Here is a 16,324-nt window from a genome sequence, read left to right on the forward strand (position 1 = left end):
TTGTGGGGTCGCGGGGTCTGGGGCGTCCCCGGACGGCCGGGTCTCAGGCGTCGACGACGAGCGTGCTGGCCGCCTTGTCGTGCAGGGCCTGCTTCCTGCGGTCGAACAGGATCCACGCGAGGTTCACCAGCCCGAGGCAGCACAGCCAGCCCAGCACGATCTCCACCGCCTGCCGCACCGCGATCGGCCCGGGACCGGCCGGCTCCCCGGTCTCCCGCACGACGCGCATGCCGAACAGCCTCTTGCCCACCGTCTGGCCGTTCCAGAACGACTGGAGCAGCCAGTAGTAGAGGAACGCGATCACTCCGAGGAGAAGGCCGTTGCCGACGGGGACCCGCGCCATCGCCCCGGTCGTGCTGTCGTACACGACCCTCCAGTTGTCCCAGGTGAGCGGCGAGGTGACGAGCGTGACGAGCACGGCGTCCACGATCCCGGCGAACAGGCGGCGCCAGCGGCCGGCGAGCCGCGGCGCCGTCTGCCCGAAGGGCGGGGGCGTCCAGGGAATCCTTGGTTCCTCGTACGGGCTTCCCGGAGGCGGCGGTGTTCCCATGGCTGAATGGTCACCCCGCCGCCCTTCGGTCAAAGCCGGGCGCGCGCAAAGGGTGCGTCAGAGGGTGTCGGAGGGGTGCCAGACGGGTGCCGAACGGGTGCCAGAGGTGCGAGAGACGTCAGAGGGTGCCGCGGCGTTCCTGCTCGCGCTCGATGGCCTCGAAGAGCGCCTTGAAGTTGCCCTTGCCGAAGCCGAGGGAGCCGTGACGCTCGATGAGCTCGAAGAAGACCGTCGGGCGGTCCACCACCGGCTTGGTGAAGATCTGCAGGAGGTAGCCGTCCTCGTCGCGGTCCACGAGGATGCGGCGCTTCTTCAGCTCCTCGACCGGCACGCGGACCTCGCCGATGCGGGAGCGCAGCTCCGGGTCGTCGTAGTAGGAGCCGGGCGTCTCGAGGAACTCGACGCCCGCCTCGCGCATGGCGTCGACCGTCGTGACGATGTCGTTGGTGGCCAGCGCGATGTGCTGCACGCCGGGGCCGCCGTAGAACTCCAGGAACTCCTCGATCTGGGACTTCTTCTTGCCCTCGGCGGGCTCGTTCAGCGGGAACTTGACCTTGCGGGTGCCGTCCGCGACGACCTTGGACATCAGCGCGGAGTATTCGGTGGCGATGTCGTCGCCGATGAACTCCGCCATTTTGGTGAAGCCCATGACCTTCTCGTAGAACTCGACCCATTCCTCCATGCGCTCGACGTTGCCGACGCAGTGGTCGATCGCCTGGAAGAGCCGGCCGTTCTTCACCGCGGGCGGCGCGACGATGGGCTCGGCCGCGACGTACCCCGGCAGGTAGGGCCCGGCGTAGTTGGCACGGTCGATCAGCGTGTGCCGGGTCTCGCCGTAGGCCGCGATGGCCGCGACCACGACCTTGCCGTGGTCGTCCTCGACCACGTGGGGCTCCTCCAGCCCCCGGGCCCCGCTCTCCAGTGCGTGGCGGTAGGCCGCCTCCACGTCCGGCACGTCCAGTGCGAGGTCGACGACGCCGTCACCGTGCTCGGCCACGTGGCGCGCGAGCGGCGTGCCCGCGCGTACGGCTCCGCGCAGCTCGAACCGGGCCGAGCCCGACACGAGGACGTACGCCACCTCGTCGCGGCTGCCTGTCTCCGGCCCCCGGTAGGCCACCAGGCGCATCCCGAAGGCGGTCGAGTAGTAGTGGGCGGCCTGCTTCGCGTTGCCGACCGCGAAGACCACCGCGTCCATGCCGTGAACCGGGAAGACATCGTTCATACGCCAACTGTCCGGCGATGTGGCCAATTTGCGCAACAGTGAGTTGTTTTAGTGGACAATGTGCACAGTTCTCGCCTCATGCAAGGGGAAATCGTTATGACGATTGACCACCTCGACGCACAGCTCGTCGCCCTGCTGGCCGCCGAGCCCAGGATCGGCGTGCTCGAGTGCTCCCGCAGGCTGAACGTCGCCCGGGGGACGGTGCAGGCCCGGCTCGACCGCATGACAGAGAAGGGAGTCATCACCGGCCACGGCCCGGACATCGATCCGGCCGCGCTCGGCTTCGACGTGACGGCGTTCGTGACGTTGCACATCAGGCAGGTCGCGGGGCACGTGCCGGTGGCCGACCAGCTCGCGCTCATCCCCGAGGTTCTGGAGGTCCACACGATCACCGGCGGGGGAGACATGCTCTGCCGTGTGGTCGCGCGCAGCAACGCCGACCTCCAGCGCGTCATCGATCTGATCGTGGACGTGCAGGGTGTCGTGAGGACCGAGTCGGTGATCGCGCTCGACACGCTGGTGCGGTACCGGACTCTTCCGCTCGTTCACGCGGCCGGGGGCTGACGCGGTTTTCCCCAGTGTCCTTTGCCTGGGGCAGGCTTTTCCACAGACGTCGCGGGAAGTGCCGGACCATCGATGGCCATCGTTTACCGTGGTTCCATCCGCCCAGCTCAGGGGCCACAAATGGGCGTAGCGGGGGGTATCGGACCTATCGGGGGTCACGGATCGGGGGGCACAACGTGGACAGCGCCGAGGAGGGCCCGATCGGGGAGGGCGCCGCGGATTCGCGGCCGCCCCTCCGCGGCCCGGACGGGGGAGGAGGCGGCGGGGACGGCGGCGCGCCGAAGCCTCGCCGGCGAAGGCGGCTGCCGCGTGTCCTTCTCGCGAGCCTGGCCACCGGGATCGTCGGGCTTGTCGTGTTCCTCGCCGTGGTGTGGGCGCTGACCCCCATCCCGGACAGCACCCAGGAACTGGCGACGGCCCAGGGCTCGGTGATCTACTACCGCGACGGCAGGACGGTCCTCGCCACCGAGGGCGTCAACCGGAAGACCGTGCCGCTCACCCAGGTCCCCCAGGTCGTCAGAAGCGCGGTCATCGCGGCGGAGAACCGGACGTTCTATCAGGACCAGGGCGTCTCCCTGTCCGGTACGGCCCGCGCCGTGTGGTCGACGGTCACCGGTCGCCAGCTCCAGGGCGGCTCGACGATCACTCAGCAGATGGTCCGCAACTACTACAGCGGCCTCGGTCAGGAACGCTCCATCGGGCGCAAGCTCAAGGAGATCATGATCGCGCTGAAGGTGGATCGTTCCAAGCCGAAAGACTGGGTGCTGGAGCGCTACCTCAACACCATCTACTTCGGCCGGGGGGCTTACGGCATCCAGGCCGCCGCGCGGGCCTACTTCGACAAGGACGTGCAGAACCTGACGGCGGCCGAGGGCGCCTACCTCGCCGCCGTGATCCAGCAGCCCACCCGTTTCGCCAACCCGGCGGGGGCCGCGCTCGACGCGGCGAAGGCAAGGTGGACGTCGGTGATCCAGGGCATGCGCGAGACCGGCGCGATCACCCGTGAACAGGCCGGCGCCCAGGTGTTCCCCACACTCGCCAAGCAGCGGGCGCCGCTGTCCCTCGGCGGCCAGAACGGCTACATGCTGGCGCAGGTGCGCGCCGAGCTGAACCGGCTCGGCTACACCGACGAGGACATCAACCACGGCGGCCTGAAGGTCACCACGACGTTCGACAAGAAGCTGATGGCGCAGGCCCAGCAGGCGGTCAAGTCGGTCCTGCCGGACGACACCCCCAAGAAGGTCCGTACCGGCCTGGCGGCCGTCGATCCCGCGACCGGCGAGGTCGTCGCCTTCTACGGCGGTCGTTACGCGACCAACCAGTACGACAACGCCTTCTCCGCCAAGGTCCAGGCCGGCTCGACCTTCAAGCCCTACACGCTGGCCGCCGCGCTCGAAGCCGGATACGGGCTCGACACGCTGGTCTACGGCAACTCACCCATCCGCATCGGTTCCGCCGACATCCCCAACTCCGGCGGCAAGTCGTACGGGCAGGCGATCACCCTGCTCCAGGCGACGCAGTTCTCGGTGAACACCGCCTTCGTGGACCTCGGGCAGCGCATCGGCCTCGACAAGGTCGTCGCCGCGGCGCGGGCCGCCGGGATTCCCGCGGCGCAGCTCGCCCCTCACCAGAGCGCCGCCACGTTGCCCCTCGGTGTGGCGTCGGTGAGCGCCGTGCAGCAGGCATCCGGGTTCGCCACCTTCGCCGCCGGCGGTATCCACCATGAGCCCCATGTGATCCGGGCGGTCACCGACAGCACCGGACTCACCCGGAAGTTCGCCCCATCCGGCGTTCGGGCCTTCAGCGAGAACACCGCCGCCGACACGACGTACGCGCTGGAGCAGGTGGTGCGCAGCGGCACCGGCACGGCCGCGCGGCTGTGGGACCGCCCGGTGGCGGGCAAGACCGGCACCACCGACGAGTCGGCGGCCGTCTGGTTCTCCGGCTACGTCCCCCAGCTGGCCGTCGCGGTCAACATGTTCCGCGACGACAACAAGCCGGTGACCGTCCCCGGTTACGGCGAGTTGTACGGCGGCGCGCTGCCCGCCGAGATCTGGAAGACCTTCATGAGCACCGCCATGGAGGGCAGGCCGGTCCGGGAGTTCCCCGACCCGGTCACGTGGAACCCCTACTACTGGGACACCTACGGCATGGCCATGCCCCAGCAGAGCGGGGCTCCCACGGCGTATCCGTCGGGGCCCGACGGGTCGCCCATGCCGTACGAACCGGGTGACGGGGCGACGATGCCCGGCCCCGGCGGGCCCGGCGCGCCCGGTTCGCCCCCAGAGACGGACGAGGAGCAGCAGGGCGCCACCGGCCAGGACGGCGAGGCCGGCCCGAGAGGCGGCGCGAACGGCATCAGCGGTGCGACCGGCCCGAATGGCCCTAATGGCCCGAGCGGCCCGAGCGGCCCGAATGAGCTGACCGGCACGGGCCGTGCCCGCGATACGCGTGCCGCGGATCCCGCCACCCGGGCCGGCACGGGGACGGGGACCACCGGATCTGACGCGGACGCCACCGGTACGGGTGTCAGGCGGGCCGGCCAGACCGACCCGGGCACCAGGCGGGCCGGTCAGACGGGCCAGAACAGCCAGACGGGCCAGGGCGGTCAGGGCGGTCAGGGTGGTCAGAGCGGTCCGATCGCGCAGCTCCCCGGACCGCAGCTCCCGATCGCCCAGGATCCCGGCCGCTGACGGCTCCGGGCGGGCACTCGCTTACGCGGTGTCGCTTGCGCCGTGTTGCTTGTGCCGTGTCGCTTCCGCGGCGTCGCTTCTAGCGGGCTGCTTGTGCCGTGTGGTTTGGGCGGCGTCGCTTCTATCGCGCTGCTTGTGCCGTGTAGCTTCTATCGGGCCAGTTCGGCGCGCAGCTCGGCGGGCGTGGTGACCGGCGCCCGGCAGGTGAACCGCCGGCACACGTAGGCCGCGGGCGAGCCGTCGACCATTCCCCGCCCCTCCAGCAGCGGCACGTCCACCGGCACGTTCGCCGGCAGGTCCACCGGCACACTGCCGACGGGTCCTGTGCCGGCAGGTCGTGTGCCTGCTTGTCCGGGGGCGGCGTGTCCTGTGCCGGCGTGTCCTGTGCCCAGCGCGACGACCAGCCCCGGCGTGCCGGACATGAGGGCCGCCGTGTGCAGCGCGCGGGTGCGGGCGTCGTCGGCCGGGCCGACGATCGCCACCTCGACAGGCCCGCGCAGCGCCGCCTCCGCCACCGCGAGACCCCACCCGGCGAACCGGGCGTACCGCTCCGCCATCGCGGAGACCGTGCCCAGCGCCGCCTCGGCCGCCTCCCGGTGCCGGGCCGATCCGGTGAGCGCGGCGTACGACAGCAGCGCCCCCGCCGCCGCGAACTGCCCCGAGGGCGTCGCGTTGTCGGCCGGGTCCTGAGGCCGCTGGAACAGCCGCTCGCCGTCGTCGGGGGCGTCGTAGAAGCCCCCCGACTCGTCGGGGAACCGCGTCAGGACGGTTTCCAGCAGGTCTGCGGCGCGGTGGAACCACCGGCTCTCGCCGGTGACGCCATAGAGGGCGAGGAAGCCCTCGGCCGTGTTGGCGTAGTCCTCCAGCATGCCCGCGTTGGCCCCCGCCCGGCCGTCACGGGAGGTGCGCAGCAGCCGGGCCGGGCCGCGGCTCACCGTGTGCAGGTCGTCGAGCAGCTCGGCCGTCTCGCGTGCGGCGTCGAGCAGGTCCGGCCGCTCGAACAGCGCGCCCGCCTCGGCCAGGGCGGCGATGACGAGCCCGTTCCAGGAGGCCACGACCTTGTCGTCCCGGCCGGGCCGTGGCCGCCGCTCCCGCGCGGCGCGCAGGGCCGTACGGACCCGGTCGAACCGCGCCGGGTCGTCGGGGTCGGCGAGAAGCTGGAGCACCGACATGCCGTGCTCGAAGGTGCCGGTCACCTCGAACACCGATGCGGCCCAGGCGGCGTCGTCCTCCCCGAGGACCTCGCGGAGCTGGTCGGGGGTCCAGACGTAGAACAGGCCCTCGCCGTGAGCGCCGTCCGGTCCCTCACTGTCGGCGTCGAGGGCGGAGGCGAACCCGCCCTCGGGCGTGCGCATCTCCCGCAGCAGCCATTCGGCGGTCTCCAGGACCACCCGCTTGGCCAGGACCGAGCCGGTCGCGCGCCACCAGTGGGCGTAGACCCGCAGCAGCAGGGCGTTGTCGTAGAGCATCTTCTCGAAGTGCGGCACCACCCAGCCGGCGTCGACCGAATAGCGGGCGAAGCCCCCGCCGAGCTGGTCGTACATGCCGCCCCTGGCCATCGCCTCCATGGTCGTCTCCGCCATGGTCATGGCGTCGCGGGTGCCGTGCCGCAGCAGGAACTCCAGGACCATGGACGGCGGGAACTTGGGCGAACCGCCGAATCCGCCCCGCTGCTCGTCGAAGCCCTCCGCGAGGTTCCGTACGGCGAGGTCGAGGGTCTCGGCGGTGGGCAGCGGGCCCGAGGGCGCCCCGGTGCGCTCGACGAGCGCCTCCACCACCTTTTCCCCCTGGGCCATGACGCCCTCCCGGTCCTGCCCCCAGGCCTGCGAGACGGCGTGCAGCACTCGCTGGAAGTGCGGCCGGGGGAAGTAGGTGCCGGCGTAGAACGGGTGCCCGCCGGGGGTGGCGAAGACCGTCATCGGCCAGCCGCCCTGCCCGGTCATCGCCTGGACCGCGCCCATGTAGACGGCGTCCACGTCGGGCCGCTCCTCGCGGTCCACCTTGACGTTGACGAACAACTCGTTCATCAGCCGCGCGGTGGCCTCGTCCTCGAACGACTCGTGCGCCATGACGTGACACCAGTGGCACGCCGAATAGCCCACGCTGATCAGCAGGGGGACGTCGCGCCCGCGCGCCTCCGCGAACGCCTCCTCGCCCCAGGGGAACCAGTCCACCGGGTTGTCCGCGTGTTGCAGGAGGTAGGGAGAGGTCTCGTCACCCAGCCGGTTCATATGACGAGCCTTTCACAGATCGTCAGAAGAGAACGATGCGGGTAAGGATGACGTGGCGATCCTTCCGGCTGATGCGGTACTCGGCGATGCCGAACCCCTTGGGGATCAGGATCTCCCGCCAGTCCGGATCCGTACCGACCTGGTCGCTGCCCGCCAACCAGGGTCCTCACAGATCGCAACGGTCAGCGCGGCCACTGTGGAGAAGACATCAGCAGGCACGGCGGGATCGGCGAGAGTATCGGCGACGATCTCAGAGGGAAGAACAGGCCATAGATCCTCGTCGTCACCACTCACTAGGTGCTGCGCTCCTGCCTGCGGCGGGCGATGTCGTCCATCGTGGTGGTGGGCAGGGTGCCCGCCTCGGCGGCGGCATGGACGCGGTCACGATGGGGATCGGTGTCAAGCATCGCCCGCCCCCACCAGGCCGTCAGTACGCCGTCGAGTTCCGGCCCCTGCTGAGCTTCCAACAACTCCGCGAAGAACTGCGCCCGACGGGCGCCCCGGAGCGCGTTCGATATCGCACCGATGGTCCGGGGCACACGCGGCCGTTCGGCCGAATGCTGGTGGACGGGCTGAGCGCTCATCGACACCGCCTTTCGTCGCTCCCGACCAGGGTACGGCGCAGCGGACGGGCTCCGAGGTCACTCGCGTCAATCATTGGCACCAGTGGCACGCCGAACAGCCCACGCTGATCAGCAGGGGGACGTCGCGCCCGCGCGCCTCCGCGAACGCCTCCTCGCCCCACAGGAACCAGCCCAACGGGACGCACGGTCGGAGTGTCTCCGGACAACTACCGCCGCACCTTCCGCCCGCGGACCCGCCCCGGCCCGGGGCGAGCCGCCAAGTCCGGGGAAACTCGTGGGGAACCGCGGGGATGTGTTCCGGCCCGTCCCGGCGTAGGCTCACAGGACGTGGGCTTGGATCTGGACTTCGCTATCAGGCACTCGGGACGCCCCGCGGCCGTCATGACGCGGCGCGACGTCGCGCGGGTGCTGCTGGCCGTGCCGTCCGGACAGGCCCTGGTCGCCCTACCCGACCTGCGGCGGCAACTGCTCGCGGCGGGCAACCCGCTGTCGCCCAGGTTCTGGGAGTCGGCGAAAGCCGTGCTGATGAACATCGAATCCGGCGTGGCGACGGTCGGCGACGTGCAGCGCTGGCTGGAGTCCAGCGGGACCGAGCCGATCATGCTCACCCGCAGCTACTTCCTGTGGCCTGAGGAGAGCGAGCGCGGCCCGGTGGCCACCGAGATGTACGAGCGGCTGGTCGAGTTCCTGGAGGAGCGGCTGGCGGCCGGGGAGATCGACGCGGACGCGCTGGCCGCCGGGGACTCCGACGCCCGGCACGCCTACGAGGAGCTCCAGGAGCGCTGGCTCGGCACCGCGCTGCCGGACGGCAGGGTGCCCAACGTCGTGGTCAACGACGAGCAGGACCAGGAGCTGTACGCCGCCTGGGACGAGGAGGAGGCGTACGCGCTGAGCGAGTTGCGGCGGGTGCTCGACGACCTGCCGGAGCCGCCCTTTCCGGCGGACGCTCTCCGCGCGGCCGCCCGGCGGCTGCGCGTGACGTTGACCCGGCCCGGCTATCCGGGCAACGTGCTGCGCGCCTGCGCCGGGCTGGAGGACGGGGAGCTGCCCGAACGGGACGAGGACTTGTGGCTCACCGTCGCCGCCGGGATCGCCGCGCCGATCTCCGACCTTCCCGACGAGGAGGACGCCGCCCGGTTCTTCGACATGGAGGGCGAGCTCAGCCACGAGGACTCGATACTGGCCTCGTTGTGCGCCATCCACCACGCCGACTGGCTCGCGTCGGTGATCACCCTGGTCCGGTACGGCCCGGGCGTGCTCGCGTCGCCCGAGCGGATCGCCCGGTTCATCGCCGACTCCGAGGACGTCGACACCGACCCCGACGAGCCGGAGGACCTGGAGGCGACGGAGATGCTGTTCACGGCCGTGACGCCGCTGTGGGCGCACCTCGGCATCGTCGACCGGGCCGAGGTGCTGACCCCGCTGGGCTGGTGGGGCCTGCCGAAGGCATTGGAGCGCGCCTGGTCCTCGGGCACCGCGCTACCCGACTGAGCTCCCGGCTGCCCCCCTGCGCTCCCGACTGCCCGATCGAGCTCCCGGCTGAAGCTCCCCGCCGGAAGGCCACACCGCCCGGCTGAGGATCAGCCGGGCGTGTCGACCAGGTCGCGGTAGTCGTCGTCCACCAGATCGCGGTATTCCGGATGCCGCCGGATGTAGTAGGCCACGAACGAGCACAACGGCACGACCCGCAGGCCGGCCGCCCGCGCTCCGTCGAGAGCCCCGCCCACCAGCCTGCCGCCCAGGCCGCGGCCCTCGAACTCGTCGCGCACCTCGGTGTGCGGGAGGATCATCGACCCGTCCCGCAACCGGTACTGCGCGAACCCGGCGACCACGCCGTCGACGAGGATCTCGTAACGCGACGCGGCGGGGTTGTCGACGACCCGGGCGTCCGCGCTCACGCCTCGGGCCCGTTCCCGTGCCGCTCGTCCTCGTGATGGTCGTGCGGCACCTGGATCTTTCTCATCTGCTTGTTCATGTTCTTCAGCAGGAAGAACAGGGCCAGACCGATCGCGGCGACGATGATGAAGCTCAGAAGACCCGGGCCGTAGCTGGTTGCATCCACGCTTTCAGCTTACGAGCAGGCAGGGGTGACCCCGGCGGCGATCCCCGCGAACAGGTCGTCCTCCGGCAGCGTGGTGTCGACGAGCGACCGCGCGAGGTGGTAGTCCTCGGTCGGCCAGATCTCCTCCTGCAGCTGACGCGGGCAGACGAACCAGAACCCGTCCGGGTCGACCTGGGTGGCGTGCGCGAGCAGGGCGAGATCGCGGATCTCGAAGTACTCCGCGCACGGGACCCTCGTGGTGACCTCCCACTTCTGCGGCCGGTCCTCCCACCGCGCGATCCAGTCGGCGTACGGCGAGCCCATGCCACGCTCGGTCATGACGTGGTGCAGCGCCTCGAAGCGCTCCCTGGTGAAGCCCATGTGGTAGTAGAGCTTCAGCGGCTGCCACGGCTCACCCGTGCCGGGGTAGCGGTCGGGGTCGCCCGCCGCCTCGAAGGCCTCCACCGACACCCGGTTGGTCATGATGTGGTCCGGATGCGGATAGCCGCCGTTGTCGTCGTAGGTGAGGATCACATGCGGGCGGAACTCCCGGACGGCGGCGACGAGCGGCGCCGACGCCGCATCGAGCGACTGCAGTGCGAAGCACCCCTCGGGCAGCGGCTCGTTCTCGTCCTCCGGCAGCCCGGAGTCGACGAAGCCGAGGAAACGCTGCTGGACGCCGAGGATCTGGCGCGCCTTCTCCATCTCCAGGCGGCGCACCTCGCCCATGTTCTCCAGAATGTCCGGCCGGTCCATCTTGGGGTTGAGGATCGAGCCGCGTTCACCACCCGTACATGTGACGACGAGCACCTCCGCGCCCTCCGCGACGTAGCGGGCCATCGTGGCGGCGCCCTTGCTCGACTCGTCGTCTGGGTGCGCGTGCACGGCCATCAGCCTCAACGGTGCACTCACGTCTCTCCTCAGGTGTTCTATGGCTACGGAAAGAGGTTAGCTTCTAAGGGACCGTGCGTTTCGGACCCGGTATGGCCCGCGTCGCCGACACGGTCGACTTGTGCGGACGATCGTCTCGCACAACACCGACAATCCTCAGGGAGATTCCGCGATGCCCACCGATGACGCCGGCGGCCAGGGGACACGCCCGGTGCTCGGCACGCCGGACGACTTCGCGCCCCGCCCGGCGCGGCCCGCCAGGCTGGCGGGATACATCGTCATCGCGCTGATCGTGGCGGTGATAGCGGGCGGCTGGGGCTATGTCATGCTCCGCGCGAACGGGAACCCCTCGGTGAGCGCCGACGTGATCACCTTCGACGCGAGCGAGGCGGACTCCGCCGCCATCACCTTCACGGTCCACAAGCCCGCCGACCGGGCGGCGATGTGCCGGATCCAGGCACTCGACACCCAGCACCTGGAGGTCGGCAGCCGTGAGGTCGACATTCCCAAGGGCCGGTCGGACCTCGAGTTCACCGAACGGCTGAGGACGAGTTCCCAGGCCACAGCAGTACATGTCGACTACTGCGATCTCGTATAGTGGAATCTTTGGGGAAGCGTTCGAAGGCGTTAACTTGACAGCCTTTCGAGTCACTTACGGAAACAAGGAGAGCCCGTGGCCGTCTCCCAGAACGACAACGTCACCTGGCTGACGCAAGAGGCGTACGACCGCCTCAAGGAGGAGTACGAGTACCTTTCGGGCCCGGGTCGCACGGACATCGCCAAGAAGATCGAGGCCGCCCGGGAAGAGGGTGACCTCAGGGAGAACGGCGGCTACCACGCCGCCAAGGACGAGCAGGGCAAGATGGAGGCCCGCATCTTCCACCTCCGGCAGATCCTGGACAGCGCCAGGGTCGGTGAGGCCCCCCGCGCCGAGGGCATCGTGGGTCCCGGCATGACGGTGACGGTCCGCTTCGCCGGCGACGACGAGGAGGTCACCTTCCTGCTGGCCTCCCGCGAGGAGAGCGGCGCGCCCATCGACGTCTACTCGCCGAACTCCCCCCTCGGCTCCGCGATCAACGGCAAGAAGATCGGGGAGAAGGCGACGTACACGCTGCCCAACGGCAGGCAGAACACCGTCGAGATCCTTGAGGCCGTTCCGTACATCGGCAACTAGCTCGGTCTCGCCCTTTTCGTCCCGGCCGGGAATTCCGGAATGGTTTGCGGTATTCCCGGCCGTGCGGCAGTCTCGTCGTGGACCGGACTATTCGCCGCGGGAGGGGTGAGAGCGTGCTCGACCACCGAGCGCGTCCGTCCGCCCGTTTAGGCCGGAAGTTCGCGAGAGCCGTGTCCGAGGCGCGGCAGGATCTCGCCTATCGCCCCCGTCTGCCCCGCCCGGGGCGTCTGCGCAGGACGGTTCCCCTCATCGCCGTGGCGCTCGTCACCGTGCTGACGGTCGACGTGCTCGTGCTCGGCGAGTCCGGGCCGCAGTCCGAGAACCCGGGCGTGGCCACGGCCCTGTCGCAGCGGCGCGCGGGCAACGGCTACGTGGCGGCGACCCGGCAGGCCCGCGAGCTGTCCGCCCCGGCGCCGGGGCGCCAGGCCCCGGCCGCCCAGACGGTGACGCAGCAGCCGGTGGCTCCGCTGGAGCGACTGATCCGCCCGCACCTGTTCGTGGTGGCCGACCGGCCCCTTCTCCCCGAGGTGGTGGAGAAGGTGCGCAAGGTGACCGGCGTGACCGCCGCCGAGGTGACTGGAGCGGCCGACGTGGCCGTGGACGGCAAGCGGGTGCCGACGATGGGCGTCGACCCGTCCACCTTCCGGTCGTACACGCCGAAGGTGACCGCGTCCTCCGACGAGCTGTGGCGCAACATCGCCGCGGGCGACATGGCGGTCTCCTTCGAACTCGGCAATGACGGCGGCGTGCAACTGGGCTCGCAGGTCCACAGCGGCGCCAGGCGCCTGCGCATCGGCGCGTACGCCACGGTGGGCATGGGCTCGATCGCGGCGATCGTCTCCAAGGGCACGGCGACGGCGCTCGGCATCCCGGACGGCAACGCGCTGGTCGTGAGCGCGCCGAAGGTCGACTCCCGTAAGCTCCGCCTCAGGCTGCTGAAGATCCTGCCCAAGGGCAGCCAGGTCGCCACGATCAACCCGGTGGTGGTGACGCCCAAGGGACGCACGGTGTGGCCGCAGACCGCGTTCATGTCGGCGGATCAGCTCAAGGTCGCGCTCACGGCGGCCGTCGGCAAGCTGGGCCGGCCGTACGTGTGGGGCGCCGAGGGGCCCGACACCTTCGACTGCTCCGGGCTCGTGCAGTGGGCCTACGCGCAGGCGGGTGTGCGCATGCCGCGTGTGACCTCGCAGCAGTGGGCCACCGGGCCGCAGGTGCCGCTGTCGCAGGCGCAGCCGGGCGACCTGCTGTTCTGGCGCAACGACCCGACCAACCCCGGCTACATCTCACACGTCGCCATCTACTGGGGCAACGGGAAGATGCTGCACGCCCCGCACACCGGCGACGTCGTGAAGATCGCGAACGTCTACACCAAGAACCTCGCCGGGGTCGTCCGGGTCAGTCCGCAGATCTCCGCGCGCGTCCGCTGACCGCGCCGGCGGCCAGGCCGTCCATGACGAGTGAGAACAGGTGCTCTCGGCGCTCGGCGACGAGCGGGCCCTGCTCGGCGACCCAGCCGACGGCGCTGACGAGCGCGAACACGTCCATCCCGTCGACGTCGGGCCGGATGTGGGCGTCGTCCTGGGCCCGTTCGACCAGCCGTCCGGCGGCCTCTCGCATGGCGGAGCACGAGGCGTGCAGGGGAGAGTCCTCGTCGCCGATCGTCGTCATCATCGAGGTGGTCAGGCCGCGGTAGGTGCTCGCGCCGCTGAGGAACTCCCGCAGCCACTGCCGTAGCGCCTCGTGGGAGTCGCCCGTGCCCTCCAGCTCCTCGGCCCGGGCCGTCAGCCGGTCGAACCGCTGCCGGAGCAAGGCCTCCAGCAGGTCATCTCTGGTGGGAAAGTGCCGGTAGAGCGTGCCCATGCCCACCTCGGCGCGGCGCGAGATGTCGCGCAGGGACGCCTGTGTCCCCTGCTCTTCCACCACTGTCCTGGCGACCTCCAGGATGCGCTCGTAGTTGCGCTGCGCGTCCGCGCGCTGCTGTCGGCCCGTCATGGGTAGATCCTTGCACTTGACATGTGGAGCACCGCTCCGCTTATTATCTGGAGCATCGCTCCGAATCATAGTTGTCCGGTAGTCGTCAAGGAGGACCGATGCCCACGATGAAGGCCGTCCGCATGCACAGGACCGGGGAGCCCGGCGTTCTGGCGGTGGAGGAGGTTCCCCGCCCCGAGCCCGGTCCCGGGGACGTGCTCGTCCAGGTCCACGCGGCCGGGATGAACCCGCCCGACTGGTACGTCCGCAAGGGCTTTTCGAACCTTCCGGAGAAGATGCGGCCCACGTTCCCGCTGCCGTACACGCCGGGCTCGGACATCTCCGGCGTGGTCGTGGCCGTCGGCCGCGGCGTCGGCGAGTGGCAGGAGGGCGACGAAATCTTCGGGCTCGTGCGTTTTCCCGCCGAGGAGCACGGGGGAAGGGGGTACGCCGAGTACACCACCTCACCCGCGTCCCACCTGGCCCGCAAGCCCGCCTCGCTCAGCCACGTCGAGGCGGCCGCCGTGCCGATGGCGGGGCTCACCGCCTACCAGTTCGTCTTCGACCACATCAAGCTCGACGAGGGCCGCAGGGTGCTGGTCAACGGCGCCGCCGGCGGGGTCGGCCACTTCGCGGTGCAGCTCGCCAAGTCGCGGGGCGCGTACGTCATCGGGGTCGCCTCAGGACGGCACGAGACGTTCCTGCGGGAGCTGGGGGTGGACGAGTTCGTCGACTACACGACCACCCGTGCGGAGGACGAGGTGCGGGACGTGGACGTGCTCATCGACGCCGTGGGCGGGGAGGACGCCCATCGGTACCTGCGGGTGCTGCGGCCCGGCGGCGTGATCAGTCCGGTCTTCTACGGCGAGTACCACCGGGAGCGCGCGGCCGAGCTGGGCATCACCTTCCGGTCCGGCCAGGTCCACTCGGACGGAAAGCAGATGGCCGAGCTGGGACGCCTGCTCGAAGAGGGCCGGCTGCGCGTCGGGCTGGACTCCGTCTTCCCGCTCGCCGAGGCCGCCGGGGCCCATGAACGGGCCGAGCGCGGGCACATCCAGGGCAAGATCGTTCTACGGGTCGTGCCGGACCAGGCAGACCGGGCAGCCAAGGCGGACCAGACGGGCTAGATCGGCAGCCCGGCCTCCAGGTAGCCGAGGGCCTCGTCGAGCAGCACGGGCAGCGGCGTCCTGCCGTCCTGCTCCACCCACGTGAACAACGCCGGGAGCAGGACCCCCATGACCGCGCCGGCGAGCGTCCGTACGGCGGGGCTGCGGGGGTCGCGGCCCGCCCGCTCGGCCACCGCGCCCGCGAGCGTGTCGATCGTGGCGAACAGTCCCTCCACGGTCCGGGCCCGCAGGGCGGGCACGGAGGCGGACAGCCTGGTCCGGGCCAGGGCCTGATCGAGCTCCTCGGCCCCGATCGACTCGAAGGCGGTGCGGAACGCGGCGCGCAGCGCGGCCAGCGGGGGCAGGTCCGGCGGCTGGGCCTTGATCGCCTCCATGAGGATCGGGTCGTAGTCGTCCTGGGTGACCACGTCCTCCTTCGTGGGGAAGTAGCGGAAGAACGTGCTGGGGGAGACCTCCGCCGCCTCCGCGATCTGCTCGACCGTCGTGGCCTCGTACCCCTGCTCGGCGAACAGCCGCAGGGCCTCCTCCTGGATGGTCCTGCGGGTCTTGGCCTTCTTGCGCTCGCGCAGGCTCGTGACAACGCGATCGGAGGAGGGCGGGGTCCGGTCAGCGCGCTGTGGTGAGCTCATGCCCCGATTCTGCCGTCTTTCCGCCCTCGGCCGTACTCCCCGGTAGGAAGGCCGCCACCAGGACGGCGGCCAGCGCCGACGCGGCACCGCACACCAGCAGGACCAGGTCCATGCCACTCTGGAACGCCTCCCTGGCGGCGTACAGGAGCGCGGCGTCTCCCGTACGCGCGGCCAGGACCGCCGCCGCCGCGATCGAGTCGCCCGCCACCTCCGGGACCCCCTCCGGCAGTCCGGAGGCGTACGCCGCGGACAGAACGCTGCCGAGGCCGGCCACGCCCAGCGCGCCGCCGACCTGACGTACGGTTTGCAGGGTCGCCGAGCCGGCGCCCGAACGCTCCTCCGGCAGCGTGGCGAGCACGCCGTCCATGGCGGGGACCATGGCCAGGCCCACGCCCGCGCCGAGGACGGCCAGCCACGCCGCGACGAACCCGTAGCCGGAGGACATCGAGGTCATCGCGCCCAGACCGAAACCGGCGGCGAGCACGACCAGGCCCGCCGGCATCACCAGGCGCAGTCCGAGGCGGGCGGTGAGTCGCTCTCCGTCGGGTGCGGGCCTCGACGCGGACGAGCACCGCCAGCAGCACCACCCCGGCCGCCAGGCCGGCGAGGACGCGGACATCGCCCCATCCGCGGGCCGGCGCCTCGAT

At 70.7% G+C, this 16,324-nt stretch carries 18 protein-coding genes and 1 pseudogene; 7 read left to right on the forward strand and 12 right to left on the reverse strand.

Annotated features, from left to right (window positions below; all coding sequences use genetic code 11):
• Window positions 1-43: 43 nt before the first annotated feature.
• Window positions 44-550, reverse strand: coding sequence for an RDD family protein (locus ACGFIB_RS26350; RefSeq protein ID WP_393375753.1), 507 nt, complete (start codon window positions 548-550; stop codon window positions 44-46).
• A gap of 118 nt (window positions 551-668) precedes the next feature.
• Window positions 669-1,772: a 4-hydroxyphenylpyruvate dioxygenase gene (hppD, locus tag ACGFIB_RS26355; protein WP_357240642.1), complete on the reverse strand. Its 1,104-nt coding sequence runs from the start codon at window positions 1,770-1,772 to the stop codon at window positions 669-671.
• A gap of 96 nt (window positions 1,773-1,868) precedes the next feature.
• Between hppD and ACGFIB_RS26360 the strand changes: the two genes are divergently transcribed.
• The gene (locus ACGFIB_RS26360; protein ID WP_357240639.1) at window positions 1,869-2,336 is read left to right on the forward strand and encodes an Lrp/AsnC family transcriptional regulator; all 468 of its coding nucleotides are present in this window, start codon (window positions 1,869-1,871) and stop codon (window positions 2,334-2,336) included.
• Between the two features lie 176 nt (window positions 2,337-2,512).
• Window positions 2,513-5,029: a transglycosylase domain-containing protein gene (locus tag ACGFIB_RS26365; RefSeq protein WP_393375757.1), complete on the forward strand. Its 2,517-nt coding sequence runs from the start codon at window positions 2,513-2,515 to the stop codon at window positions 5,027-5,029.
• Between the two features lie 149 nt (window positions 5,030-5,178).
• Here ACGFIB_RS26365 and ACGFIB_RS26370 read toward each other — a convergent pair whose 3' ends face one another.
• The 4 genes and pseudogenes from ACGFIB_RS26370 to ACGFIB_RS26385 all read right to left on the reverse strand — a co-directional run.
• The gene (locus ACGFIB_RS26370) at window positions 5,179-7,260 is read right to left on the reverse strand and encodes a thioredoxin domain-containing protein (RefSeq protein ID WP_393375760.1); all 2,082 of its coding nucleotides are present in this window, start codon (window positions 7,258-7,260) and stop codon (window positions 5,179-5,181) included.
• A gap of 22 nt (window positions 7,261-7,282) precedes the next feature.
• Window positions 7,283-7,417: a hypothetical protein gene (locus ACGFIB_RS26375; protein ID WP_393375762.1), complete on the reverse strand. Its 135-nt coding sequence runs from the start codon at window positions 7,415-7,417 to the stop codon at window positions 7,283-7,285.
• Window positions 7,418-7,553: 136 nt separating this feature from the next.
• On the reverse strand, window positions 7,554-7,844 hold the full coding sequence (locus ACGFIB_RS26380) for a hypothetical protein (RefSeq protein ID WP_393375765.1): 291 nt from the start codon (window positions 7,842-7,844) through the stop codon (window positions 7,554-7,556).
• Window positions 7,845-7,920: 76 nt separating this feature from the next.
• Window positions 7,921-8,019, reverse strand: a pseudogene (locus ACGFIB_RS26385) (DUF255 domain-containing protein); the annotation flags it as partial.
• Window positions 8,020-8,171: 152 nt separating this feature from the next.
• Between ACGFIB_RS26385 and ACGFIB_RS26390 the strand changes: the two are divergent.
• Window positions 8,172-9,335 (forward strand): hypothetical protein, encoded by a 1,164-nt coding sequence (locus tag ACGFIB_RS26390; protein WP_357023156.1) that lies wholly within the window; start codon window positions 8,172-8,174, stop codon window positions 9,333-9,335.
• 89 nt (window positions 9,336-9,424) lie between these two features.
• Here the strand turns inward: ACGFIB_RS26390 and ACGFIB_RS26395 are convergent, their stop codons facing one another.
• From ACGFIB_RS26395 to mca, 3 genes are read right to left on the reverse strand one after another with little or no spacing between them, the layout of a single operon-like run.
• Window positions 9,425-9,742 (reverse strand): GNAT family N-acetyltransferase, encoded by a 318-nt coding sequence (locus tag ACGFIB_RS26395; protein ID WP_142571243.1) that lies wholly within the window; start codon window positions 9,740-9,742, stop codon window positions 9,425-9,427.
• A complete protein-coding gene (locus ACGFIB_RS26400; RefSeq protein ID WP_142571244.1) occupies window positions 9,739-9,906 on the reverse strand; it encodes an MscL family protein in 168 nt (55 codons plus the stop codon). The genes ACGFIB_RS26395 and ACGFIB_RS26400 overlap by 4 nt, the downstream gene beginning before the upstream one ends.
• A 9-nt stretch (window positions 9,907-9,915) precedes the next feature.
• Window positions 9,916-10,797, reverse strand: coding sequence for a mycothiol conjugate amidase Mca (gene mca / locus ACGFIB_RS26405; RefSeq protein ID WP_357240618.1), 882 nt, complete (start codon window positions 10,795-10,797; stop codon window positions 9,916-9,918).
• A 151-nt stretch (window positions 10,798-10,948) separates the two neighbouring features.
• On the opposite strand from mca, the gene ACGFIB_RS26410 reads away from it, so the two are divergent.
• The 3 genes from ACGFIB_RS26410 to ACGFIB_RS26420 all read left to right on the forward strand — a co-directional run bounded on the left by ACGFIB_RS26410 (window position 10,949) and on the right by ACGFIB_RS26420 (window position 13,377).
• Window positions 10,949-11,374, forward strand: coding sequence for a DUF4307 domain-containing protein (locus ACGFIB_RS26410; protein WP_393375768.1), 426 nt, complete (start codon window positions 10,949-10,951; stop codon window positions 11,372-11,374).
• A 75-nt stretch (window positions 11,375-11,449) separates the two neighbouring features.
• Window positions 11,450-11,950: a transcription elongation factor GreA gene (gene greA / locus ACGFIB_RS26415; protein WP_142571247.1), complete on the forward strand. Its 501-nt coding sequence runs from the start codon at window positions 11,450-11,452 to the stop codon at window positions 11,948-11,950.
• 170 nt (window positions 11,951-12,120) lie between these two features.
• A complete protein-coding gene (locus tag ACGFIB_RS26420) occupies window positions 12,121-13,377 on the forward strand; it encodes a C40 family peptidase (RefSeq protein WP_357263057.1) in 1,257 nt (418 codons plus the stop codon).
• Here ACGFIB_RS26420 and ACGFIB_RS26425 read toward each other — a convergent pair.
• Window positions 13,346-13,942: a TetR/AcrR family transcriptional regulator gene (locus ACGFIB_RS26425; RefSeq protein ID WP_357263060.1), complete on the reverse strand. Its 597-nt coding sequence runs from the start codon at window positions 13,940-13,942 to the stop codon at window positions 13,346-13,348. The genes ACGFIB_RS26420 and ACGFIB_RS26425 overlap by 32 nt on opposite strands.
• Window positions 13,943-14,040: 98 nt before the next feature.
• Between ACGFIB_RS26425 and ACGFIB_RS26430 the strand changes: the two genes are divergently transcribed.
• A complete protein-coding gene (locus ACGFIB_RS26430) occupies window positions 14,041-15,048 on the forward strand; it encodes an NADP-dependent oxidoreductase (protein WP_393375771.1) in 1,008 nt (335 codons plus the stop codon).
• On the opposite strand, the gene ACGFIB_RS26435 is transcribed toward ACGFIB_RS26430, so the two are convergent.
• Together ACGFIB_RS26435 and ACGFIB_RS26440 are read right to left on the reverse strand one after the other, a co-directional pair.
• Window positions 15,045-15,677, reverse strand: a complete 633-nt coding sequence (locus ACGFIB_RS26435; protein ID WP_357263065.1) for an acyl-CoA-like ligand-binding transcription factor — start codon at window positions 15,675-15,677, stop codon at window positions 15,045-15,047. The two genes, ACGFIB_RS26430 and ACGFIB_RS26435, sit on opposite strands and share 4 nt — an antisense overlap.
• Window positions 15,655-16,296, reverse strand: a complete 642-nt coding sequence (locus ACGFIB_RS26440; RefSeq protein ID WP_393376013.1) for an MFS transporter — start codon at window positions 16,294-16,296, stop codon at window positions 15,655-15,657. The genes ACGFIB_RS26435 and ACGFIB_RS26440 overlap by 23 nt, the downstream gene beginning before the upstream one ends.
• Window positions 16,297-16,324: the final 28 nt, after the last annotated feature.

Origin of the sequence: Microbispora bryophytorum (assembly GCF_043197435.1) — a bacterium.
Lineage (GTDB): Bacteria > Actinomycetota > Actinomycetes > Streptosporangiales > Streptosporangiaceae > Microbispora > Microbispora bryophytorum.